General features: G+C 45.6%; 27 protein-coding genes, 1 pseudogene and 1 other annotated feature. Of the genes and pseudogenes, 1 reads left to right on the forward strand and 27 read right to left on the reverse strand.

Features of this window, described 5'->3' with window-relative positions; genetic code table 11:
* From M6D81_RS30080 to M6D81_RS30155, 16 genes are all read right to left on the reverse strand, one after another.
* Positions 1-513, reverse strand: a 513-nt coding sequence (locus M6D81_RS30080; protein ID WP_262681206.1) for a GNAT family N-acetyltransferase, incomplete at its 3' end; no start/stop codon positions are given.
* A 16-nt stretch (positions 514-529) separates the two neighbouring features.
* Entirely contained in the window at positions 530-973 is a 444-nt protein-coding gene (gene aac(6') / locus M6D81_RS30085) for an aminoglycoside 6'-N-acetyltransferase (RefSeq protein WP_262681208.1), read from the reverse strand.
* Between the two features lie 16 nt (positions 974-989).
* Positions 990-1,544, reverse strand: coding sequence for an SMI1/KNR4 family protein (locus M6D81_RS30090; protein ID WP_262681210.1), 555 nt, complete (start codon positions 1,542-1,544; stop codon positions 990-992).
* 35 nt (positions 1,545-1,579) lie between these two features.
* Complete coding sequence (locus tag M6D81_RS30095; protein ID WP_262681211.1) at positions 1,580-2,032, reverse strand: hypothetical protein; 453 nt, start codon at positions 2,030-2,032, stop codon at positions 1,580-1,582.
* 19 nt (positions 2,033-2,051) lie between these two features.
* The gene (locus M6D81_RS30100; protein WP_262681213.1) at positions 2,052-2,318 is read right to left on the reverse strand and encodes a Nif3-like dinuclear metal center hexameric protein; all 267 of its coding nucleotides are present in this window, start codon (positions 2,316-2,318) and stop codon (positions 2,052-2,054) included.
* On the reverse strand, positions 2,209-2,778 hold the full coding sequence (locus tag M6D81_RS30105; RefSeq protein ID WP_262681215.1) for a Nif3-like dinuclear metal center hexameric protein: 570 nt from the start codon (positions 2,776-2,778) through the stop codon (positions 2,209-2,211). Before M6D81_RS30105 ends, M6D81_RS30100 begins: the two co-directional genes overlap by 110 nt.
* 75 nt (positions 2,779-2,853) lie before the next feature.
* Positions 2,854-3,735, reverse strand: coding sequence for an alpha/beta fold hydrolase (locus M6D81_RS30110; protein WP_262681217.1), 882 nt, complete (start codon positions 3,733-3,735; stop codon positions 2,854-2,856).
* A gap of 26 nt (positions 3,736-3,761) precedes the next feature.
* Positions 3,762-4,214, reverse strand: coding sequence for an NUDIX hydrolase (locus tag M6D81_RS30115; protein ID WP_262681218.1), 453 nt, complete (start codon positions 4,212-4,214; stop codon positions 3,762-3,764).
* A gap of 5 nt (positions 4,215-4,219) precedes the next feature.
* Positions 4,220-4,723: an NUDIX hydrolase gene (locus M6D81_RS30120; protein WP_262681220.1), complete on the reverse strand. Its 504-nt coding sequence runs from the start codon at positions 4,721-4,723 to the stop codon at positions 4,220-4,222.
* A 27-nt stretch (positions 4,724-4,750) separates the two neighbouring features.
* A complete protein-coding gene (locus M6D81_RS30125) occupies positions 4,751-5,320 on the reverse strand; it encodes a nucleotidyltransferase domain-containing protein (protein ID WP_262681222.1) in 570 nt (189 codons plus the stop codon).
* A 58-nt stretch (positions 5,321-5,378) separates the two neighbouring features.
* Positions 5,379-5,705: a hypothetical protein gene (locus M6D81_RS30130; protein ID WP_262681224.1), complete on the reverse strand. Its 327-nt coding sequence runs from the start codon at positions 5,703-5,705 to the stop codon at positions 5,379-5,381.
* Between the two features lie 2 nt (positions 5,706-5,707).
* Positions 5,708-6,259 carry a VanZ family protein gene (locus M6D81_RS30135; protein WP_262681226.1) on the reverse strand — a complete coding sequence of 184 codons (552 nt, stop codon included), beginning with the start codon at positions 6,257-6,259 and terminating at the stop codon, positions 5,708-5,710.
* A gap of 33 nt (positions 6,260-6,292) precedes the next feature.
* Positions 6,293-6,883 carry a histidine phosphatase family protein gene (locus tag M6D81_RS30140; RefSeq protein ID WP_262681227.1) on the reverse strand — a complete coding sequence of 197 codons (591 nt, stop codon included), beginning with the start codon at positions 6,881-6,883 and terminating at the stop codon, positions 6,293-6,295.
* 130 nt (positions 6,884-7,013) lie between these two features.
* Positions 7,014-7,895, reverse strand: coding sequence for a carbohydrate ABC transporter permease (locus tag M6D81_RS30145; RefSeq protein WP_262681228.1), 882 nt, complete (start codon positions 7,893-7,895; stop codon positions 7,014-7,016).
* Between the two features lie 18 nt (positions 7,896-7,913).
* Entirely contained in the window at positions 7,914-8,810 is an 897-nt protein-coding gene (locus M6D81_RS30150; RefSeq protein ID WP_262681230.1) for an ABC transporter permease, read from the reverse strand.
* A gap of 22 nt (positions 8,811-8,832) precedes the next feature.
* Positions 8,833-10,479: an extracellular solute-binding protein gene (locus tag M6D81_RS30155; RefSeq protein ID WP_262681231.1), complete on the reverse strand. Its 1,647-nt coding sequence runs from the start codon at positions 10,477-10,479 to the stop codon at positions 8,833-8,835.
* A gap of 220 nt (positions 10,480-10,699) precedes the next feature.
* On the opposite strand from M6D81_RS30155, the gene M6D81_RS30160 reads away from it, so the two are divergent.
* Complete coding sequence (locus tag M6D81_RS30160; protein WP_262681233.1) at positions 10,700-12,940, forward strand: helix-turn-helix domain-containing protein; 2,241 nt, start codon at positions 10,700-10,702, stop codon at positions 12,938-12,940.
* Positions 12,941-12,959: 19 nt separating this feature from the next.
* Here M6D81_RS30160 and M6D81_RS30165 read toward each other — a convergent pair whose 3' ends face one another.
* The 11 genes and pseudogenes from M6D81_RS30165 to M6D81_RS30215 all read right to left on the reverse strand — a co-directional run bounded on the left by M6D81_RS30165 (position 12,960) and on the right by M6D81_RS30215 (position 24,146).
* On the reverse strand, positions 12,960-14,525 hold the full coding sequence (locus M6D81_RS30165) for a glycosyl hydrolase family 28-related protein (RefSeq protein ID WP_262681234.1): 1,566 nt from the start codon (positions 14,523-14,525) through the stop codon (positions 12,960-12,962).
* Between the two features lie 245 nt (positions 14,526-14,770).
* A complete protein-coding gene (gene tyrS / locus M6D81_RS30170; RefSeq protein ID WP_262681245.1) occupies positions 14,771-16,030 on the reverse strand; it encodes a tyrosine--tRNA ligase in 1,260 nt (419 codons plus the stop codon).
* Between the two features lie 67 nt (positions 16,031-16,097).
* Positions 16,098-16,338, reverse strand: a binding site (T-box leader).
* Between the two features lie 43 nt (positions 16,339-16,381).
* Positions 16,382-19,483 (reverse strand): cadherin-like beta sandwich domain-containing protein, encoded by a 3,102-nt coding sequence (locus M6D81_RS30175; protein WP_262681236.1) that lies wholly within the window; start codon positions 19,481-19,483, stop codon positions 16,382-16,384.
* A gap of 291 nt (positions 19,484-19,774) precedes the next feature.
* Positions 19,775-20,254: pseudogene (locus M6D81_RS30180) on the reverse strand (glutathione peroxidase).
* Positions 20,255-20,337: 83 nt separating this feature from the next.
* A complete protein-coding gene (locus M6D81_RS30185; RefSeq protein ID WP_262681238.1) occupies positions 20,338-20,793 on the reverse strand; it encodes a GNAT family N-acetyltransferase in 456 nt (151 codons plus the stop codon).
* 29 nt (positions 20,794-20,822) lie between these two features.
* Positions 20,823-21,350: an orotate phosphoribosyltransferase gene (gene pyrE, locus M6D81_RS30190; protein ID WP_262681240.1), complete on the reverse strand. Its 528-nt coding sequence runs from the start codon at positions 21,348-21,350 to the stop codon at positions 20,823-20,825.
* A 256-nt stretch (positions 21,351-21,606) separates the two neighbouring features.
* Positions 21,607-22,059, reverse strand: a complete 453-nt coding sequence (locus M6D81_RS30195; RefSeq protein ID WP_262681242.1) for a GNAT family N-acetyltransferase — start codon at positions 22,057-22,059, stop codon at positions 21,607-21,609.
* 39 nt (positions 22,060-22,098) lie between these two features.
* Positions 22,099-22,467 carry a hypothetical protein gene (locus M6D81_RS30200; protein ID WP_262681243.1) on the reverse strand — a complete coding sequence of 123 codons (369 nt, stop codon included), beginning with the start codon at positions 22,465-22,467 and terminating at the stop codon, positions 22,099-22,101.
* 519 nt (positions 22,468-22,986) lie between these two features.
* Positions 22,987-23,277: an antibiotic biosynthesis monooxygenase family protein gene (locus M6D81_RS30205; RefSeq protein WP_262681247.1), complete on the reverse strand. Its 291-nt coding sequence runs from the start codon at positions 23,275-23,277 to the stop codon at positions 22,987-22,989.
* Between the two features lie 2 nt (positions 23,278-23,279).
* A complete protein-coding gene (locus tag M6D81_RS30210; RefSeq protein WP_317259181.1) occupies positions 23,280-23,687 on the reverse strand; it encodes an MmcQ/YjbR family DNA-binding protein in 408 nt (135 codons plus the stop codon).
* 33 nt (positions 23,688-23,720) lie between these two features.
* Positions 23,721-24,146: a GNAT family N-acetyltransferase gene (locus M6D81_RS30215; RefSeq protein WP_262681251.1), complete on the reverse strand. Its 426-nt coding sequence runs from the start codon at positions 24,144-24,146 to the stop codon at positions 23,721-23,723.
* Between the last annotated feature and the right edge of the window lie 50 nt (positions 24,147-24,196).

A 24,196-nucleotide genomic window follows, 5' to 3' on the forward strand; every position in this document is an offset into this window, starting at 1 on the left:
ATTGGCGCTGCGAATATAGCCATCAGGCAGAATGCGATCCGCTCGAAGCACTCCTTCATGCACGGCTCCCAATCGCTCGATCGCACGGTTAGACCTATCGTTCTGCACATCGGCCTTGAACTGTACTCTGATACATTGCAGCTCTTCGAATGCATAACGAAGCAGCAAGTATTTGCATTCCGTATTTACTCTCGATCGCCATACGTCAGGCGAATACCATGTCCATCCAATTTCCAAATTCCGATTCGCTGTTGAAATATTCAGATAGCGAGTACTTCCCACAAGCTTATTAAGTTGACGATCATATACTACGAAAGGACAGGCAAGTCCGCGCTCTCTTTCTTCCAATGCTTCATCAATCAATCTATTCATATCTGCTATTTTGTCAATCTTAAGAGGCAGATATGTCCATATCGCTGCTTCCTTCGCTGCTGCATACAGTGCATTCGTATGCGAGCGATTCATCGGGGACAGCCTGACTCTGCTTCCTTCCAGCATCTCAGGGAATATCATATGATTTCCTCCACTTCTACTCCAATCCTTTAATAAACGCAATGATACGGCTGGCTTCAGTAAATCCTGAATGGATATGAAAGTGATAGCTGTCCTGATTGTCGATGGCGATGTCCGAGCCAATTTCCTTGCAGCCTCTCTCCTTCAACCATACTTCGCCATATGCAAGCAGAAGCTTCGAAATTCCCCTCCTTCTGTGCTCAGGTTTTACGAAGATGCCTTCCACGAACCCGGTCGGGCTTGATGTGGCCCCTTCCACATAGTCCACTCTAATAGAAATATGAATAAATGCAACGATCTCTTCTTCTGCTTTATAAATCAATAATTTGTCCTGGGCGGAATCCAGCAATGCCAGAAACTCTGCTCGTAATGACACGAATTCGTTCTCCGGCCAGAGCAATAGCCCTAATGAAGTAACCTCATCTAAATATTCGCGACTTGCTTCCACAACGATCCCCATATTCTCACCTTCTTTACTATTCTGATTGACACTTGGATTGGTAGTAACGATCGGCTCCATACACATGCCAGTTCCAAAAGCTTGCCCCGCCACACATGATGTAGCGATCGAGCCACAATTCAAAATTCATATGAAGCTCGCGCGCTTCGTAGAAGTGGTCAATAGCATCCTTTACCAGCAAATAGTTGAGGTCGCCGACTTTCACCTTGTTCAAGTCAATAACGATATTGTCGCCATAAAAGTAACCCAGCTTCAAAAAGCCTTCTCCCGGCTCCTCATACGATTGCTCATGGATATCCCTCAAGCCGAACAGGTAAGCTTCTCCGCCATACTCGGGATGCGAAAATAAATCGCACCCATTGCATATTTTCAGAAACTGTCGGTAATCAAAGGGAAGCTCATACCCAATATCCTTCTCGAAAGAACAAATATCCTGTTCAGTGAGCGGAGGTCTGAAGCGAAATTGCACTTGAGATATGCTGCCCTCTTCGCTTTGTACGGTGATCAATCCATCATTCTCAGCAAGGCGTTGTTTTAGTGCCGAAATAGTTTTATCAATAAATGATGTCATAATATTGTTTTCTCCCTACAAGTCAGTTACATGTGCTACTCGATTATCCATGCTGTAATTACAGGCTTGTTGCGGTATTCGATTTTATATTGCACTTTATTATACATTCCATCTTCGAACGTCTCCGTAACTTGAATGAATGCCTTGCTATATTCTATGACAACTTTTCCATCCTGAGAGCTGCCTGGTACGCTGAACATATACCCCGCATCTCCATCAGGTATTTTCCAGCCATTGTCAGTCTTCGTATATAAGGAGTCTATTATTTTCTTAGTCAGTTCGGTTGAGAAATAGGTTTCGTAGTTGCCTCGAATGACATCCAATGATTCCGCTTCAACCGGTAGCTGACGGATATCCTCGTAGACCCCGTTGAAGAAAGCATATACTTCTTCGTCGCTCCACTTGGTGAAGTCGACGGATTCGCTCACTTTCGTGCAAGCTGACAGCACCAGTGCTAAAATGAATAAAAGCATCATACTTCCTTTCATTTTGGATTACCTTCTCTCTTTATAGTAAGGTTATTCCTTCAGCTTCGAGATGCTTCTCTTCCAGTTGTACGATCTCGATGTCTATGCATTTCTCTTTCAGCTTTATGGCCAGCGCTTGTACGCCATAGACTTCCGTAAACGTATGACTGCCAACAATCAAGTTCAAATTAAGGAACTTAGCATACTGAACAGTATATAGCGACTTCTCGCCAGTAATATAAACATCGCAATGATAGTGAGTCGCTTCTTTCAATTGATCCGTGGAATGGCCGGCACCCGTGATCATGCCAATCCGCCTTCATACTGCGACGATTGCATTGCAATGCGAATACGGGTTCTTTCAATACCGAACTCACTCGTTCCACAAGTTCTTGGAATAGCAATTCAGAGCTTAGCTCGCCAACAGCTACGGTACTGCTGCCATGATGATGAGTGGAGTGCTTTACAATACGATCCGCATCTAGCTCTCTCAGCAGGGAGATACAGGTCCCGAATTCAACATAATCAAGCGGCAAGTGGACAAAGAAGTGAGCAATGTTGTAATTTTCCAGCAATGTCATGCAAGCCTCTTTCATCCCATATACGAAATCCCAAGCGACGTGATGCGTAATGATGAGGTCTACCTTGCTCACTGCAGCCTGTTCAATTATTTCCGGTGTAATATTGGTAGAATAGCCTATCTTCTTTATTGAACGGGATGTGAAGTTGTAATAGCCATACTCTTCTCCTTCCTGAAAGCAGCTCAATCAATCTCCAAATAGTTCATGAATATAAAGTTTAAATGATGAAACGTGCAACGTGACTCTCCCTCCAGTCCCCTTCTAACTTTTTAATAGATAGTCAATCATTTCTTTGTTAACGACTTCCGGTAGTTCGTGATTGACAGCGTGTCCGCCACCTCTTACGATTTTATACGTCATCTGATGCTTCTTTAAGCGTTCAAGCGATTTCGGATAATAGCTGAGCATATCGTGATCACCGATTAAAAATAATGCTTTTTCTCTAATGCCGGATAGCTGCTCATCCGTGAAAATTGTAATTTTATGCTTCATCATGGAGCGGTTATTGAAGTACTTTAATAGATAATACCAATGCTCCATTAACTGGGTATTATTGGAAAATGTAGTATAATACGGACCGGAGAGTTTCCTGAGCAATTTCTCACAGCCCGCTCTTGTTGGAAATAACGCCTCCGGCAAAAAAGCCTTCATCATCTTGCTCATCACTTCAAGTTGACTACCGGATATCGCGCCTGCCATACACACAATCTTTTCTACCTTTTCAGGTCTCATAATCGCAAAATGCTGAGCCAACTGAGCGCCATATGATACACCTGCAACATAGGTTCTCTCGATGCGCATAGCCTTCAGCACTTCATCCAGCCAGTATTCTTGCTGAAAAGTTCGATAGTATTGAGCATACGGCTCGCTTCGGCCAGAACCGCCAATGGCATCTATGGCGATTACATGAAATCTCTCGGCAAGCGGTTTCAAGTTATACACCCACATCATGGCAGAATTGTCCGCTGTGCCGTGCAGCAACAGCAATGACGGATTAAGGGGGGAGCCCGACGTAATGAGATGGGTTATGCCGTAAGAGGTAGGAATGTCTAGCTCGTCATATTCCATATCCAGGGAGTTCAGCAGCCTGTCATAGGACTGATAAATCAGTTCTTTCCCTTTAGCGGATTTAAATCTGTTCATTAGTCCACCCCTCCCATTCCTACTTTCTATTCGCAGATTAATCCCAACCTCTTAAGTACGTGTTCCGTCATGGCATTGAGATTAGCTATCGGTTCAGTCAAAGAGAAGTATTGCAAATCCAATCCTTCATTATCATTAACGCGCATTTTCCCAGTTACCTCTCTAACCTCGAACACCGCCATCACATTGTAGACTTCATCGCCGTGCGGATATTTGTAGTACATATCGCTTCCAGACAGCAATGCCCTGAAGGACAGCGATTGAGCCTGTAATCCGGCTTCCTCGTACAACTCTCTCATCGCGGCTTCTTCCAAGGATTCGCCCGGCTCCAGGGCGCCACCTATCGTACCCCAGTCCAGACTATCCGATCTTTTCTGCAACAGAAGCTGTCCTTGTTCATTGAAGACGAGTACGCATGCCCCTACCATGATTAACGGCCTCGATCCGACCTTCTCCCGCAATTCGCTAATATAACCCAATAAGATCAATCCCCTTTCTCGATTACTAGTCCCATTCGATGCTTCAAGTAGTAAAGCAGACCCGCTCTGTCTACATTGGAAAACTGCAGCGGATCTTCTATCATCATCTGATGAATCTCTTGTACTGGCGTCCACCTTATATTTATTGTGTCGTCGCCGACAGCCAGCAACTTCCCTTCCGTTCTGCATATAAAATACATCCCTACGGAATCAATAGGACCTTTTATCGTCTGATACACACAAAAGGGCTCCAGACACTCAACCTCGAAAGCCGTATTGATGCCGCAAGTATCGATTCGCTTATGACGTCCTTCAATTTCCGTGACCATTAATCCTGTTTCTTCGGACACTTCTCTGCATAGTCCATCCAGTATTGGTTCATACAGCTCCAATCGTCCTCCTGGAAGCTCTATAGCCACTTCATTCGGTTTATTGCGCGTTTGAATGACCAGCTCAGTCATACCTTTATTTTCTCTCTCAATAAATGCCCGGGCATTGACATAAAACATAGCGTTCGTCCTCCACACTTTTCAATTTCAATCCAACAAATCAATCCATGGATGATTCCGATCCATTATTTCTATTGCCTCTCTTAACCAGCTTCTCTGAGCGGCGCTCAACTGGTCACGGATTTGAACGAAATCCTGTTCGTCCTTTGGTCTTGGATTTTTTGATTTATATAACAGTACGATCTCAGGACACAGATATGGGAGGCCGTCAGAAGTATGCAAGATTGTATATGCCTTAGGACATGTTATTTGATTGTTCCGGCGATAAACCCATTTATCAGCATTCGATTCATTTAGCAGCACTTCCAATTTCATGGAAGAATCCTCGGCATGGACTTCATGAATAGGAAGCTCCAATGTCTCTTCTATGTCCCACTGAATCACTGCCCCTTCTACTACCTTATTTAAGTGCCAATCCGTCAAATAATGCTGCAAGTGAAACTGATCCTCCCGGTAGATCATGATCTCTATATCTGAATGCTCTCTGGTTACCGAGCCAAGATGCAAGTCAATTGCCCATCCCCCTGCTATTGCCCACGGATATTGAAATCCTTTCATTAGGGAATGTACCGAATGACATATCTCTTCTTTGTACATGGCTGCACCTCTAGTTTCATGTCTGAATAGCATGTCAGCTGAATTATTGCTATTCCTTTTAATTCTTATCTTCTGTTTTGGAAATGTACTTTTTCAATTCTTCTTCAATTTTTTTATTTAACTTTGTCATTGCCGCATCGTCATTTTCCAGCTTCTCCAAGTTGACATGGTTCTCTTCCTGCCCGTCAATACTCTCTCCTTCAGCTTTAATCCCCAAGTGCTTCTTTATAAGCTGAAGATCTTCATGATTTTGTTTTGTTTTCAGATAGATGCTTAGGAACATTCCGAATAGAATGGCAATCATTATGAATACGCCGTATCCACCCAGGATCATGAAAGAAACGTATGCAATTATAATCCCGATAATCGTACCTGCGATTACCATTGTCACATCTCCTTCTTCACTATCAACTTGCTTCTACGAAGCATTCTTCCTATACCTTTTCTTATAGCATAGCCAATAAAAAATCCGGCAGTGTTCAATATCAGATCATCTACATCGAAGGAGCGCATAAATATAAGTCCTGACTTGGATAGAATAAGTTGAATCGCTTCAATGGATAACGAAATGATGAAGCCTGTGGCAACGGCCTTCTTCCATCCACTCACTCTCACTAAAAGAGCAAGCGGAAGCAACAAAACAAAATTGCCCGCTATATTTCGCAAGCCTACCATGTAATAGCTATGATTCCATGCACCTATTATACTGTCGAAGGGTACGAAGTTGTAGGCCAGTTCTGACCAGTTGTATGATTCCTGCTGATAAGCTAGCGGCAAGAACACGAGCTCTATAATAACTAGCGCATAAGAAACAACACCGATGATGGACAAATTTCTGAAGAGCCCTCTTCTACGCACAGCATTATAAATCAGCAACAAAGGCAGTAATATTAAGAAGGCGATCGTAAATGAATAAAGCATATCAATGATTTGATGCATACCATATCCTCACTTCTGATGACTTAAAAAAGCTTATAATTTACCGTGAAGCTTCTCATCCCACATCCGTTCAACACCTTGTAGCTCGCCATGCTGAAACGTCAGCCTATAAATATCGGGCTTGGAAGTGCGGTTCCAGAAGGCATAGCCGTAATCTTCATGGAAGTATTGCATAATAACAGCCATTATGTTGCCGTGAGTGCCGATGACTATATTTCCACCTTCATGCTCCTGAAGCAATTGTTGAATGACCGGAATCGCCCTCTGCCGAGCCGACCATGTTGATTCACCGCCGTCTAGCGCATATTGAATATCCGTGAATGAGCGTTCAATTGCGGCAAGAAGCTCCTCCCAAGGCGCTTTATAATCCAACCCCTTGATGGCCCGCTCTCGTAGCTGCTCATATGCGATGATAGGGAGCTTCCTGCGATCTGCCACATGCCGAACGGTCTGAATAGCGCGCGCATAAGGACTGGAGCATACGAAGTGAATGTCCATACCGTCCAGAATGTCTGCCACCTTCATCGATGCAGCCTTTCCATCCTCCGATAGCCCTCTTGTTCGTTCTTCTCCGAATACGAATGGCGACTCCGCATGCCGCACCATAATAATATTCGTCTCCATATGCCCTCCCATAATTCTGATTGTATAATTCCCTATTATATCATCTTTTTCCAATCGTTCTATGAACAAATGAAAACCGCCCAATTGGGCGGCTCCATGGATTTCCAATTATGCTATTCTCATCGATTTGCTATTCCTTCACACTGCCCATGACAATGCCCTTCATAAAGTACTTTTGCAAAAATGGATAGACGAGCAAGATCGGAAGCGCTCCAATAAATATTTGAGCAGATTTCAGCGTCCGGTCCGACAATTGGGACATCAAGTTCTCGTCTACATCGGTTAGAGCCGGATCATGCTGAATGACAACGGTCTGCAGATAACTCTGAAGCGGGTAGTTCTCAGGTGAATTCATGTAGATCAGACCATCGAACCAGGCGTTCCAATGGCTCACCAGCGAGAATAACAACAATGTGGCAATAGCCGGCTTGGATAAGGGGACGACAATATGCCATAGCGTTACCATGTATCCCGCCCCATCTATGAATGCGGACTCCTCCAACTCCTTGGGCAGCGCCCGAAAAAAATTCAAGAGCAGAACGACGCTGAACACGGGCACAGCTACGGGCAAAACTAGCGCCCAGACCGAATCCATCAGTCCTGTATCCTTGACCACCATATAGGTGGGGATAAGTCCACCGCTGAACAGCAGCGTGATGAAAAAATACCAGACATAATGCGTACGCCACTTGAAAACGCGAGCTTCCTTGGACAAAGGAAAAGCCGTCAGTACGATTAATAACATTTGAATGGTCGAGCCTACAACGATACGCCTCAGGGATACTTCTATTGATTGCATGAAAGCATCATTGTCGAGCACATATTGATAGGCAGCAGTATTAAAATCAACCGGCCATAGGACGACTTGGCCGCTGCTAGCCGCCGTACTCGAGCTGAAAGATATGGCCAGTACGTGCAGGATGGGAAACAAGCAGAGAAAGGCAAGCATGGACAATAGCATATAATTCAAGACAACAAACAGCTTGCGGCTCCATAGCATCGATTCCACCATTGTCCCGTCCTCCCTTCTCTAGAAAATGCGATAGTTCGCGTATCGATAAGCCATCCAATAGGAAATGCTGATCAACAACAACGAAATGACGGATTTGAACAAGCCTACTGCGGTAGCAAAGCTATACTGCGCACTGACAAGGCCCATGCGATATACCATCGTGTCGATAATGTCTCCGCTCTCATATACTTGCGGACTGTACAGCACGAACACTTGCTCGAAGCCCGCATTCAATATTTGACCGAGACTGAGTGTAGCCATCAGGATGATGATTGGCAGCATGCCCGGCAAGGTGATATGCCACATTCTCTTCCAATGACCGGCGCCGTCCATAACGGCTGCTTCATACAACGCGGGATTGATTCCGGTCAGCGCCGCAAGGTAGACAATTGTGCTGAATCCGAACTCCTTCCATTCGTTCGAGATGACCAGTGTAAATGGGAACCAATGATTATCGCCAAGGAAGAAGATTGGCTCCAGTCCCATCCACATCAGCACACGATTGACCATCCCTTCCGAAGGAGACAGCAAATCCAGCAAGATGCCGCCAAGAATGATCCAGGATAGAAAGTGCGGAATATAGATAAGCGTCTGAACACTTCTTTTAAAGATGCGGTTGCCCAATTCATTCAAGAGCAAGGCAACGGTAATCGGAACAATTGCGCCGGCTATTATTTTCATCGTGGCAATAAACAACGTATTCCAGAATACCTCGATTGTATCCGGCAAGCTGAACACATAACTGAAATTATCCCACCCGACCCATTCCGATCCCCGTATGCCCTTGACCGGCACATAGTCCTGGAATGACATGACGATGCCGGCCATCGGAATGTAATGGTAGATGAACACAAGGATGAGGGCCGGCAGCAGCATAAGATGCAATGGCAGGGTTGCCGTGGAAGTTCTTCTCATTGCTATCTCTCCTCGCGATCGCTCACTGTCCTTTGTACCATTCGTTTACTTCCTCTGTTATTTCATCTCCGCCAAGCTTTTTCCACTTCTCTACAAACGCATCGAATTCATCCAGTGAAGCGCCTTGCATAATTTTATGAATCATTTCATCTTCAAGCTTTTCGAGTGTCGGCTTTTTCTTGACCATTGCCGGAGTAGGTGTCGTAATGAACTGATCAGGCTTATACTGATTGTTCTCGTCGTATTGAATCGCGATCGCGCCCGAGCTGTCCGGTCCGAACTGCCAGCGGTGGCTCCATTGGCTCATATCCCCTTCCATGAATTTAACGATTTTCTCGTATGTCCCCTTCGGCCGCATAGCCAATTGATCCACACCAAGCTCGCCGTTCAGCACCTTTATAATTGCCGTCGTATCATCCGCCCGTATCGGACGATAGATTTTCATTGGAGCACTCATCCAGTAACCTAGCCGATCCACCGCTACGTACTCCTCATATTCCTCCTGAGACATCGTTTCGTAGAAGTAATAAAGCCACATGTCGGTTAATTTGAACAGCGCCTCGGGGTGCTGCGTCCCTTTCTTCACGACCCAGTAATAATTGAAAATGTTAAGTCCATGCTGCAGCTTGGCCGGTTCATTGTCGATGGAAGGCACGGCGAATGGCAGCCATTCGATATCCGGCGTTACTTTATACAAGAAACCGTTCGGATCGCCCAGACCTCCGAAGTACATGCCAATCTTGTTCTCCCCGATCATCTCCCGGAACTTTTCGTTCGTTTTCACTCCGTACTCCGGATCGATCTGGCCAGCTTGATATAGTTTCTGCATTTGCTCCAATGCCGTCTTCATCTCGGGTTGAATACTGCTATAGGCGAGCTTGCCGTCCTTCTCTATCCATATCCCTTTATAGGCATGATGGGCGTTAATGAATCCGGTAAACAAGTAACCAAGCTCCTTGTACATGCCAAGGCCGAACGTATCGTCCTTATTGTTGCCATCCGGGTCCTTGGTCGTGAACGCTTCCGAGATCGCAAGCACGTCATCCAGCGTTGTCGGCGGGGACAACTCCAGCTTCTCCATCCAGTCCTTGCGAATCCATATGACCGGCACCTGCTCCTTCACAAGACCGCTCCAAGGTATGGCCATCAGCCTGCCGTCAAGCGTAGCCGAGGCCATGACCTCCGGACCTGCGCCTTCGATAACTGCCTTAGTTTTGTCGGTCACATAATCGCGATAGACATCCGTTAGATCTTCAATCAAGTCCGCTTCATACAGCTGCCTGAATTGGGTAGGCGTAACGGCGAAGAAATCCGGAATTTTCCCCGATGCAATCATCAGATTCGTCTTCTGCTGATATTGTCCGCTCGGCACATCCCACCACGTATTGATTTTAATCCCGAATTGCTCTTCAATATGACGACTCCACCGGTTATTGTTCAGATCATCCCCTTCATCGAATTTGGGATAGTTGAAATTGAACATAACGGTCGACAATTCGATCGGAGGATCATATTTATCCCCATTTTTATCGCTCCCGGGAGTCTGCTTTACAACTTCCGTCCCTCCAGATACTTCCTCGCTTGCACCAGACTGTTCTTTCGAGCATCCGGTTAGTGCAATGCATATGACAATAATGGCAATCCATGCTGTCTTTAAATAACGGCTCATCCCAACAAACAACCCCTCTCCTCAACTGATTTGGCAAGTGATTTAGCAAAGCATATGCTAATATGAAATTACTAGAAAGTGAGATGTGATGTAAGACGTTATATTTGCGTTGATGAGCCTATTTCCGCCAATCCCAAAAAAAGCATACTTCCATAAAAGCGGTGTGTTGTCACTCTTGCTGGCTATGGTTAAATGAAAAAGAAGGAGTGTGATTTCGCATATGAAACTTCTCCGCTTCCCGCTTAAACGCAAATCGTTGTTTATGAAATTAATGCTGGGCTTTATCGCTATTATCGCACTGCTCGTCTCATTCAACTTTTTGTCCTTTGCTTTCTTCCAACGCAACATTCATGAGAGTACGGTACGTTCCAGCAGCCTGCACCTGCAAAATACAGTCGACAGATACGAGCAGCACCTGCAGTATATTCAAAATTTGGCGATCAATTTGTATTTTGACGACAAAATCAATTTGCTGAAGGGCGATCCTCAACCGGACGAATATTTGGTCATTCAACAAGCGGGAGATATGCTGGAAGCGATGACAGCGAATGAGTTGCTTTCTCTCGAGAATATGATTGTGTACTATAAAAATCGATCGGCTGTTTTGGACAGAGAGGGCATTACGGAGGATCAGAAAATGTTTATGAAGTATTATATCAGCCCCCTGTATTCACCCGGGTTTTGGCAATCGCAGTTCAATGAGCATTACTTAATGAGGGCATTTCCCGCTTCGTCTTTTTTTCATGTTAGGTCAGATAACACGTCACATTCTCGCGGAAAACTCATCCCGCTTGTTATAAAGAACAGCATTCAAAACGATTACTATATTACTGCGTTCATCCGTGCCGACTCTCTGTACAAGAGCTTCCAGCCGGACGGGAGCAACTCCTTCTATATCCTTGATCGGCAAGATCACACTGTTTTTCATGCGGGATCAGGTACAGAGCCATTCAATCTGCTTCCCTCGCGCCCTCATGACAGCGGTTACATCGAACAGGACGACCACTATTATTTTTATCAGAGGGGAGAAAGCTCCGGCTTGACTTACATGCACGTCATTCCGATTGATCACATTAATTCTCAAGTCACTAGGCTCAGCTTCCTCCTGATCTGCCTGCTTATCCTGACAATCGCGATTAGCTTGTTCATTTCATTTTGGCTCGCTTCGAAAATTAACAAACCTATTCGCTCGATCGTGGAGTCCATTCAGAATCAGCACGCCATCCGACCGTCCGACAGCAGCATCAGTGAGTTCACAACGATTCAAGACAATATCAACCGTACGATTAAAGCTTCTTCCTTGCTGAAGAGCTACGGATATATGGTCAAGCTCAAAAATATCTATTCTAACATTCAAGAAGTTGGCGATCTGCTGGAAACATCTAAACCGTATTACTTGGTCATGTATCAGCTGCATTTCACAGATCGTTATAAGGAGCTCTCCGAGGAAGAACAGCATAAAGCGGCTTATTTCATTAAGGAGATGGTTCATGTACACTTGTCGGGCATATTTCCCGATGCTGTAACGATACAAACAGAAAGAGACCAAATTCTCTCACTCCTGTTCGTCCGGGAAGCCTTTCATGAAGATATCGGAAAGACACTGACAGGACTGAAAGAACTTTTAGAATGGGATAAAGATTATTGCTACGCAACCATTGCTTACCGGACAACACTGCATCAGTCTTCCCAATTCACCCATGCTTATGAGGTTACGGCCAGGCTTCTCGAGCATCGGGTATTGACAGGAGAGACGCAAATGATTAACGCAATGAACGATGAATACCATCATCTGCTGCTCTCCCCCGCTCAGGAAGAAGAATTAGCCACGAATGTGCAGCAAGGCAACGCTGAACATGTCATTGCGATGATTCAACGGCGTCTTGACAAGATGTGCAGTAAGAGAGCGACCGCATACCAATATAAGCAGTTTGCCAGAGAAGTCATCAATAAGACGATGAAGATTCTCGTCTCTAACGGGATCGAAATCAGTTCCATCGTTGAAAATAGCTCACCGTTCGAGAGGATAAAGTCATTCACGCTTCCCGAACACTATCATCACTTGTTCCGTCTATTGCTGTCGGATGCTTGTCATAAAATAAAGGAAAAGAACGACGGAAGCGATGAGCCTGTCATTGCGTTCGTGAAAGATTATATCCATTGTCATTACAACAAGGATATTTCCTTGGAGAACATCGCTGATCGCTTGAACCTGTCGCTCAGCTACTTATCCAATTTCATTAAAGATAAAACGGGTGAAAACTTTAGTCAAATCTTAAATGAAGTACGCATAGCAAAAGCGAAGCAGCTGTTGGCCGACAATGAGCTGAAAATTCATGAAATCTCTCATGAGCTTGGTTATTATAATGTCAACTCCTTCATCCGCATGTTCAAAAAAATGACCGGGCTTCCGCCCGGCGAATATCGTAGAATGCAGCTTGTAAAGGATCAAGCGCTTTAATAAGACTTCTTATGAAGCTTCATGATTGTGGGTCAAAGGGATCATAACCGTCATTGTTGAACGAGGACAAGTTGTCAACAAGATTGAGACCTGTTGGTGCCGCTGTCAGCTTATTGCTCTGCAGGCTGATCTCGTCCGATGACTGATTGGTGAATTTGACGGTGGAATCGCTCAATACATTATCATGCAGCCGAATGTTGCTGCTTCCCCTGACATTGATGCCGGCTGCTGTGGCGCTGTCGTTCCCGACTTCCCGGATCAGGTTGTCGGTCACGACGGCATGATGCGTATTGTCAAGCACAATTGCCAGCCCTCCGCCGAAGATCGTATTGCCGCTTACGACAGCGTCCTGAACATTTGTAATGCTGATATCGCGCTTATCCCCGTTGCTGACCGCATCGTTTCGCAATATATTGTCGCTTACGACATAGCCGGAAGGCATGATCGAACTGGGCATCAGCAAGCTAATGAGATGGCGGCCGGAAGAGCTTTCGATCATATTATTCGCAATGATCAGATTGTTCGCTCCCGAATCCGCGCTTATGCCGCGGCCAGTCTCTGTATATATCGTATTGCCGCTGGCAATGTTTAAACTCCGTGTCGTGCCGACAAATACCGGCGAAGGAGCATAAGCGAATGCAATGCTGGAATATTTGCTGCTGGATGTATTGTAGTAAGGCTTGGCCGCTCCTCCGTCCGGAGAATCATTGGCGTTGCGCGCGGTATTGTTCACAATTTTCATTCCCGTCGACTGGAAGAAGGCGATATTGTTTTTGCCCGTATGTTCGACGACCGAACCCGTCACAACGATATTCCGGTTGGAGCCTCCGGACAAGCCGTCCTGGCCAATATGTTTAACGTGCACGTTCTCCACTCTTCCATCAGTTGTGGTGAAGATGCTGATCCCGTTCTGATCGTATATCCCTTCACTCTCCAGACCCGTCGGCCCGGCCCAAGTGATGTTCTCCCAGTTGCCGTCGATCGTCAGATCGGCGATTTTTATGTTTTTCAACGGCTTGGCCAGCTCGCCATCAATATTCGCATTGTTAATGACGGTACGGAGAATCGTTGCATTCTCGCCATCGGCAATCTTGATTGTCGTCGCTCCCATACCGGCGCCTAGAAGCGATATATTGCTGTCCTTAATCATTAGACAGTAATTATAGTTCTGTGCCGGAGTCGCACGCTTCACGATATATGTGCCAGCCGGGAAGAAGACGGTTCCGCCGCCATGTTCTCCCACATAATCAATTGCTGACTGAATCGCTTCTGTATCGTCAGACACCCCGTTCCCTTTCGCTCCAAATAACTTTACGGACACATAGCCGAGTTGATTCAGCCCGAATTGCCCCTGCAGCATATTCATCCATTGCATTGAGCCAGACATACCGGGCCAATAAACATTTCCGCTTACTGTAGACCCATCCATCTCCATGACCTGCTCTTCCTGATTGTCCTGCGAAGATGCAACTCCCGTAGATCCAATTGGACCCGCTGCAAAAGATTGACTTCCGAATAAAGCGAGCACCATCAGCATGATCACCAGCTGCGACAATCTAAACTTAGTCTTCTTTCGATTCAACATAAAACGCTCCCTTCAGTTGGTTAATGGTTGGTTCGTTTATATCGTAGAGGAGCATAAAGATACGGGATAGACACGCTTGTTGCCAATGTATGCATGTTTTCATTCATCAGTAAAATCGTATATGAACGAAAAATAGGTTGACCATCGGAAGACAACAGCCCATTTGACGACTCTTTTTTCCCCATAGAAAAAACAGCAAGTGTCGAGGAGCGCTTTCCTCTGGCACTTGCTGTTTTGGCAGTATATTAGTTAACTTTGACCAAGCTGTACTTTTTCTTGCCCTTGCGAATAATGATGAAGCGTCCGCCAATCGCATGACTCTCATTCACTTCAAACGCCAGGTCCGTTATACGTTCGCCGTTCATCGAGATAGCGCCGTTCGTAATATCCTCACGCGCTTGTCTCTTGGACGGCTCAATGCCCAGCTCAACAAGCCAATCCACGATATTTTTCGCTTCCTTCGTCGCTTCGAACGTCGGCATTTCCTTGAAGCCTTGCTCGATCTCATCAGCCGTAAGCGATTTGATGTCTCCAGTGAACAGCGCTGCTGTAATGCGCTTCGCTTGCTTCAGCATTTCATCGCTATGAACGAAGCGCGTCATTTCCTCGGCCAGCGTCTTTTGTGCTTCGCGCAAATGCGGCTCGGTCTGTACCTTCTCCTCCAGTTCTTCAATACGTTCCTTGGACAGGAAGGTGAAGTACTTCAAGTATTTGACGACATCGCGGTCGTCCGTGTTCGCCCAGAACTGGTAGAATTCGTATGGCGTAGTCTTCTGCGGATCGAGCCATACTGCGCCGCCTGCTGTTTTGCCGAATTTGGTGCCGTCAGCTTTCAGCATAAGCGGAATTGTCAATCCGAACGCCTTCGCTTCTGTACCTTCTTTTCTGCGAATCAGATCCAGACCTGCCGTAATATTGCCCCACTGATCGGAGCCGCCAATCTGCAGCTGCACATCTTCATGCTGGTACAGATGCAAGTAGTCCAGCGACTGCAGGATTTGATACGAAAACTCCGTGAAGGAGATACCGCTATCCAATCTGCTCGCCACCACATCCTTCGCCAGCATCGTATTGATGTTGAAGTTTTTGCCGTAGTCGCGCAGGAACTCAATGACATTGATTTTATGCGTCCAATCGTAATTGTTCACGATGCGCATGCCGGTATCGCCTTCCGTCAGGAAGAGCTTCTTCATTTGATTGGTCAGCGCCTCAACATTTTTCTGTATCTCCTCAAGCGTCTGCAGGGAACGCTCGGATTGACGGCCGCTTGGATCGCCGATCGTGCCCGTCGCTCCGCCGATCAGGATAACGGGACGATGTCCCGCCAGCTGGAATCGCTTCAGCATCATGAACGGAATCAAGTGACCGATATGCATGCTGTCTCCGGTCGGATCGACACCGCAATATAATGAAATCGATTTTTCTCCCGTCAGTTCACGCAATCCTTCTTCGTCAGTTTGTTGATTAATGGCACCGCGCCATTCCAATTCGTCAATAATGTTCACCATGATCCACTCCTTCACCCTTTTGGAAATGCAGTAAAAACAAAAACGCCCCTAGTCTCATTGGAGACATAGGGACGATTCATAAACCGTGTTACCACCCAGCTTGCACTTATGGATCATATGCGATTGCAAGCCATCGCATAACCATTCGTGCCACTCTATAGCGAGATATCGTTCGCTACGCCGCCCGGCATTACCCGGGATACTCCAGAGTGTAGTTCACTGACTTAATGTGTACCGGGTTTCATCACCCCCCGGCTTTCTGGAACAGGGATTAAGCAGCTACTGGGCTCATTCATCGTATGTTGCATATGAGATTAATGAACAGTATAGAAAATATAAATGGCAATGTCAACTGTTGGATGAACTACTTTTGCCCGGAGGAGAACCGCAGTTCGCTTTTGGCCCTTTGCATTTAATAATCTCTACCGTCACTTCCTTTGACTCTTCGTGATGAGCGGCAGATAATTGAATGGTCACCGTGGTTGGGTCTTTCTTATTCAATTGCATGTTTACAGGCATTCCCGCCGCTGCCGGTGATCCATTCACGGTCATAATAATGTTCTCATCTTCCGGAACTATCGTCATCGTCACCGATTGGACCGAAGGCCATACCCACCATTCATAGGAAGACTGATCAGAAGAAAATGAGGGGAACAGCTCACCAGTGTCAATGACAATGGAGGCCAGATTTAAATTCGATGTAGCGACCAATGCCGTGATCGGACTGCCCAAGTTGCCTGCATAATCAATGGGTATTACGGTGTATTCGCCATCTTCGGCCGCAGCGACGGGCAATTCATATATCGTTTGTCTTGTACTGGGATCTGTTGTCAATATGCCTTCCTCCGTTACCTCTTCCCCATTGCGCATTACCTTGAACGATTTCATATCTTCATTGCCCTGCCAGGATAACTTCAGCCCGCCGTCAGCTATGCGCTCGAACTGAATCTCCGCCCCGTTCAAGAAGGCTGGGGGGATATCATCATACATATATAAGTCCGTAGAATTTCTCGCGAAGAAAATGCGGCCAAAATCATCCTGCGCAAAATAATTCGCGCCGGTAGCCAACGTTTCATACTCCCATGTCTGCGGGTTTAATCGGAATATGCGGCCAACGGCTTCTCCGTATAAAAATCCGTCAGTATGGAAATTTAACGATCCTGCCGCCAGTACAATATCCGACCACGTATAGGGGTACAATTCTTTGGATTGAACAACTTGACGTGTTGTGGGATCGAATGTGAACAGCTTGCCGTTTGATAGTCCCCAAAGTAGTCCGTCAGGACCAAACGTCAATGCAGTAATCGCTCTTTCTCCTGGCAACGGTTCGACTTCAAACACCTTCTGACGTGTATTCATGTCGAAGATGAACAACGTACCATTCTGCTCAACTGGTTCCGCGGAGATGCCTCCCCATACTGTTGTCCCTCCGTATAAGAAGCCGTCTTGATAGGCTAATGTCATGGGGCTCTCATTCTGAACGATCTGCGGATACACATCGACGGACTCCGATTGAGGGTCATAGATGGAGATCGCACCGCCAAGCTTGCCGACAATCGGCACAGTACCTATAGCCAGCAATCCATCAGCATCCGCAAAGGCAAACGGACGATCCTGGTTGAATGCGTTCAAGCCAAGATCAATCGCTGCCGGATTTGATTGTATCGTATCATCATATGGCAAATCGGGATTATACAGATATACGGTCGCACCCGGATAAAGACCCATGGCAAGCTTGTCTTGGAAGACGCCCATTCCTTCAACTTGAGAAATCCCTCGCAATGATTCCATGGAGAATGTGTCCAGCCGGAAGCGGGTCATGGATGAAGGAGACAAATAACCTCCTACATAAATGTTGCCGTCGGGCCCTTTGCCGATCGAACGAATAGAGTTCGCTGATCCCAATGCATCCCCCTGAATGATAATCCCTTCATCTGCACCCGGGTTGTAGGCATGGATGACACCTCGTGATGTCGTAGTTACAAGACTGGAGCCGTTCCAGCCAGGAATATTCAACTGCTGCCACCCGAATCCTCTGCTAGCTGAACCATTGAATGAGAACGTTGTGGGCTGAACGACGCCAGTTGACTTGTCATAAGATGTCAACCACCCATTCTGAACAAAGTATACCTTTCCGTCAGGAGCAGCGGGCGATACGTCTAATCCAATCGTTCCCGCCAGCTCGCCAATCCATTCCCCTGCAGTTACATCATAAACAAGTGTGACATTGTTCAGTGGGCTGGCTGGATCGGAGTAAGACATTCGGGCGAATAACAGCCCCTCGGTATAGGTCAGATCGTAAACCTCTTTGTGCGCCGAATAAGTTTCTGGCAGCGGGATATTTAGCTTCTGACCTGTAGCGGGATCTAGCTCGACGATTTGTGCCTGAACTGCACCTGTTCCCGCATATACCTTGCCTCCGCCATATGCGATGCTGCGAACATACTTCTCCCCTGCGGCCATCTGGCCATAATCGGTAAAGGAGTCCGCAATGGGATCATATTTGAACACCTTGCCATTAGGATATGTTCCGCCATATATATTGCCGGCCTCGTCAGCAGCTAGTCGCCATATATGGGTTTCCGAGTCAATCGCCCGGCCTATATTTTCAACCATGCCGCTGCCTGGCACGTGGCGATACAACAGTCCGTTACGTTGTGTGCCGATATATACATGCCCATTCGGCGCAACGACACTGCCCCAGGAATAGCCCGCATTCTGCAATGGGAATGCGGCAACCCTCTCTCCAGTCTCAGCCTTCATTATAGTCAAGATAGCGGGATTGCCATTGGATGTCGCGTAAATATAATTTTCTCCATTCGGTCCTTGACCGTAAGCTGCATGGGGAATGGTCACGGAATTAATCGCAGTGCCTATTCGGACCACATGTTGCTCAGGCGCATTCTCATCTTGCTCCATCAATGTCACATCGTCGAAATAAGCTACTCCGGTAGACGCTAGTCCGGAATATAGCAATACCGATACGGATGCGGTGCCAGCAGGAGCCTTAAAGGAAGTGGTGAGTGTCGTCCATCCCTCTGCCTCTCCTCCAGCGACGGATTTGTGACCGATTCGCACCCCGTCGGCATTGTGAAATTGCAGATACAAGTATGCATTTCCTGAAGCGGCTTGTGCATATGCCGTCGCCACATAGGTTAAATCAGGTGCTGCGGGGACGAGATCGGTGCTAATGCCATAGTTGGCTTGATCGGGATCGACGATTTTCAATGCGAACTGCCCTGTCCGAGCAACATCGCTTGTCACTGAAATTCCTCCGTTACCGTAGGTTTGTGACCACCCGGGAATTGAACCATCTGCATTCGATTGCTCGAATCCAGGGTTAATCAATGGTAAGAACCTTTCTGCCGCAGCATTGGAATGCTGTGGTAATAGCAGAGCCGTCATGCCGATTATGAGAACCATGGAGAAGATACGTTTGATATGAATCATGAATAGAACATCCTCCTTGTATAATATCATCGTCAATTATGAAGCGCTTACACAAACCTCCTCTCCTTATGAATGGAGCACGCTGCTTACATAGACAATGTTAGACTTTGTTGCGATCCTGGTAAATTCAGCATTTTCTTGGACGTGCTTAATTTCTGCTTCTTCGAGGAGGATGAGTTGGAATATTGCTGCAATGACAGTCGATTTTGCGTTGTGGATATTGCTAATGTGCTAGAAAATGAAAAGAAGCACTGTCCTTAAACAGGGACAATGCTCTTCTCTGGCAAGCGTCTAAAAATAGCGTTCAAGCTCGCTTGCGATCTGTTCCGGGGTATCTCCAGAAGCATAACGCTTCACAACGTTCCCTTGGCGGTCTACCAGAAACTTTGTAAAGTTCCATTTGATTTAATCTACTCCGTTTTCGCCTGGTGCCTGCTTTCTCAAGTAAGCGAATAACGGGTGAGCGTCTTCTCCGTTCACTTGCACTTTCGCGAACAACGGGAAGCTTACGCCGTAGTTGCGCTCACAGAAAGCGGCAATGGCTTCGTTAGAGCCTGGCTCTTGCGCTCCGAATTGATTGCATGGAAAGCCAAGTATTTGGAATGGCTGTTCCCGGAATCGTTCATACATTTCCTGCAAGCCTTTGTATTGCGGAGTATATCCGCATTCACTGGCCGTATTCACAATAAGCAGCAGATCGCCTTTGAAGTCAGACAGCCTTTTATCGTCACCGGTTATCGTTTCAGCTGAAAAATCGTAAACGCTCATCAGTCAGGGCTCCTTTTTCTATTGGAATAGGTGAACTATTCCTTAAATATACCGAAGAGCCAGGAAATTCACAATTCAAAAAGCTCCTATCGGACGACTGCATACAGCATTAAGTCCTGGTGGGCACCTTTCACGAAATATACCTTCCTCATGATACCTTCAAGCTGCATGCCGCACTTCTCCAACACTCTTGCCGATCCCGGATTATTCACTAGGCATCTTCCTTCTAGCCGAATCAGCTTCATCTCCGAAAAGGCAAAATCAACGAGATGATTCATGACCTCCGTCATATACCCTCTATTCCAATACGATCTTGATAGTGCATACGCTACTTCCGCCTTGGAATGATGCGTATCCCAATAAACAAAGCCACTGGTGCCGATTAACCAGCCTGTTGCCCTATCCACAATGCCCCAGGGAGCAACCGTATGATTATTATATTTATCCAGTATTTTCTCAATGAAAATCTCTCTTATTTTTCGAAGAATGGTCCGACTTGTCTCCAATTGCGGTAGATCATGATAAATACTGTTTAGCTCCACTTCATCGCCCCCTCTAACCCGTAAAATGATTAAGGAAGACTCGCCTCTATCAACTCTTCCATCGTGAATAGAGCGTGCACACGAATGCCGCTTTCCTCCAGCTTCCTGCGTCCTTCAAGATTTCTCTCAATGACACAGATAGCATCCCTGACAATTGCCCCCGATTGTTTCAGGTCGGCAGCACTTAAGAGAACTTGCCCACCTGTGGTGATCACGTCTTCTATGATGCAGACTTGCTTCCCCTTAATATCCGTGCCTTCCGCCAGTTTGCAAGTGCCATACTCCTTTGCTTTTTTGCGCACGAAGGCTGCAGGTATTTGAGAATGTAATGACAATGCTGTTGCAATCGGTATTCCGCCCATCTCCAAGCCGGCCAGAATCTCCGTTCCTTCAGGGATGATTGACATCAATTGTTCAGCAATCTTTCGTAGAACTTCTGGATCGGATTCGAATAAATACTTGTCGAAGTATTCATGGGATACTTGTCCTGATCTGAGAGTAAACTGTCCTGTTAGATGTGCCACTTCGTAGATTTGTTTCGCTAATTCAGTTTTCATATAAGCCTCCCCTGGGATTATTCGAAATAGTATAACATCTTTTTCCAAGTCAATAAAGATCGAATATTCTGTATTCTACAGATTCGATTATCGATTCAACAGGCCGTTATGAGTGTAATCCGCAAATTATTTATAAACGATAGGATACGGATTCGGCTGCCCATTCAACATGATCCTTAGCTGAAAGGCGTAGATGGACGCAATAGCCCGTCTACGCCTCGTATTTTCCAACTCGTTTCCTATAAACACTAAGCACTCACACATCCTTACATAAATAAACGAAACTTAATCTCTCGTGAACTTTCTCCTGTTTGTAAGCTTTAAACCCCAACTTTTCATATAGGTGCAAGTTTTTCTCGCTTTTATATCCAGTATACAATTCCAATCGTTTCACATTTGTACAGGATTTCTCCACTGCTTTCATAAGCGCAGTTCCAATTCCCTGATTCTGAGCATAGGGGTCTACAATCAGCTTTCCAATTTTGCAAGTCTCACCTAGTACTGTTGCTCTAACCGATCCGATGATTCGATCATCGCGTACTGCTTTAAGGATCAGACATTGCTCAAATTCCTCTTCGATTTCCTTCAATGATTGCCTGAGAGGTTGGATTTCATAATCATTATAAAGTTCGGCTTCACTCTGATACGCTTTATATTGCAATTGAAGGATTGCAGATAAATCAGTTTTCTCGGCTTCTGTAATCAGCATCTTCTTCCTCCGTTATCCAAAATGAAGTTGTAATCGCATTTAGAAAGTTCTGCCAAATTGCTCCTCAAATAACGACCGTATGTATTCATATAATTGTTCATTGGGTTGATAGTATACACCGTTTATCGCAGTCGCGATAAAACCGAGCTTTTTCGATTCCCCTTCATACAGAGAAATTCTGAATCTAAACCCGCTTCTGTCTTCCTGGTTTTCATCAGGATATAATGTGATAAGTTTGATACGATTCAGCCAACCTTGAATCGCACTCTTATCCTCTACAGTTTTGGTCTCTCCTGTCGATCCGTCCAACAGAATGATTTTATCGACAAGTGAAAGCTGTCCAGGATACTGTTCAGATATTGAGGTTGGCGTGATACCAAACAATTTCAATGCCTCATTCGTCATCATACATCCCCTCAGCTTACTAGCTGTTTAAGTACTTCATTTTTTCAACTTCAGCAAACTTGATTCGATATTGCTTTGAAAGAAATCGTCCTAGTGTTGAGCCATTACGACTGTAATAAGCATCCACTTTGATTTCCCCCCCATTACGTAGGTGTATATCGTAGTAATCTTCAGAATTTGAGGCAATGTAAATATGTATGTATCCGAATTTTTTTACCGTAACGGCTTGGATCAACTTTATCGAGGATATAGGCACCTCGCTGGTTTTAAAGAAGAAAATATACTTGCTGAGCTTGTCATCTTTCACTTTGAAATAAGTGGAAACGAAATATATAAATAACAAAATGAAGAACGAAATGAAACCGAAATAAGGAGTCGCTGACATCCATTGTATCAATTGTTGGTTAAACCATACGAATAAGATGATTAGTATTAATAATATTGTGACTGAATACAATCGTAGAAAAATCATTCTTCCACTCCATCCTCATCAAATCACTAGCAATCTCTAATGTTAAGTGACTAAATGATTCTTTGGAAATGCTCGACAGTAGGAAACGGTTCATAATAATGATGGAGCAACTTCTTCCATTCCAGATATTCCGACGATTGTCGAAACCCGATTGTATGATCCTCAAGCGACTCCCATTTCACTAACAAGACATACTTATTCTTGTCCTCCATACAATGATGAAGTTCATGGTCAATATAACCTTTCGTGCTCGAAATAATAAGTGAAGCTTCCTTGAATGATTGCTCAAATTGCTCAGTCATCATTGGCTTTACTTGCAGCATCGCTACCTCAAGTATCATATTCATTGTCCTTTCTGTCTCGATACATTATCTTGATATTTCTTAGGCGCGCGATTCTGATAAGCTTCACCGATCATTCCGGAAATATCCGACCACGCTGCATTGCGATCGAGTCTCAAGCCTACCCAGCCCAGATGACCTACATAAGGCGGTATAAAATAGTTGTCCGGATAAGATTCCGTTAACATGGATTGAACTCCTGCGGGGGCAGAGCACCATAGGGCAATTCTTCCATCGCCATGATGATTGACGCGGTATTGCACAAAAGAGAGCTTCTTGTTAACGAAGAATGATGGGGCGCCATGACTCATTCGTTCACTCGTCCCTGGAAATGACAAGCATTGGGCTCTTATTCGATCGAATAGCTCCTTGTGCATTGACGACTGTTGAAATAAAGCCTCCATATCCATATAACCAATCTCCTCCTGTACGATTATCGATCATCATTGACCCGACATTGACTTGATATTGATCCAGTACCTTTGTATTTTGACACCGTCTACAATTGCTTCAGAATCAAGCACGCCTCCATTGTTCTTAATGGTTTTTGCGGAACCGAGATTATCTTTATCGCATGTCACCAGTACATTTGTGAGTCCTAATTCTCCAGCTTTCAGTAAGGACAACCTTAGCATTTCAGTCGCATAACCTTTTCGTCGCTCACTTGGCCTGATTCCGTAACCAATGTGTCCGCCAATTTCTAGCAGATATTTGTTTAGGCGATGTCTAATATTGACAACACCTACTATGCTTGTGTCATCTTGGAGCAGCCAGAATGTGGAGCTATTCACTGTCTTCTCATCAATTTGCGGTTTATCTCGCAGCGTCCGCAGTTGTACCAATAAGGAATCGAAACCCGTATAATCCATTCTCAAAACAAAGGCTCAAAACCGAAATCAGCGCTTGACGCAATGAATCA

Source organism: Paenibacillus sp. J5C2022 (assembly GCF_025567625.1).
In the GTDB taxonomy this organism is placed as follows: Bacteria; Bacillota; Bacilli; order Paenibacillales; family Paenibacillaceae; genus Pristimantibacillus.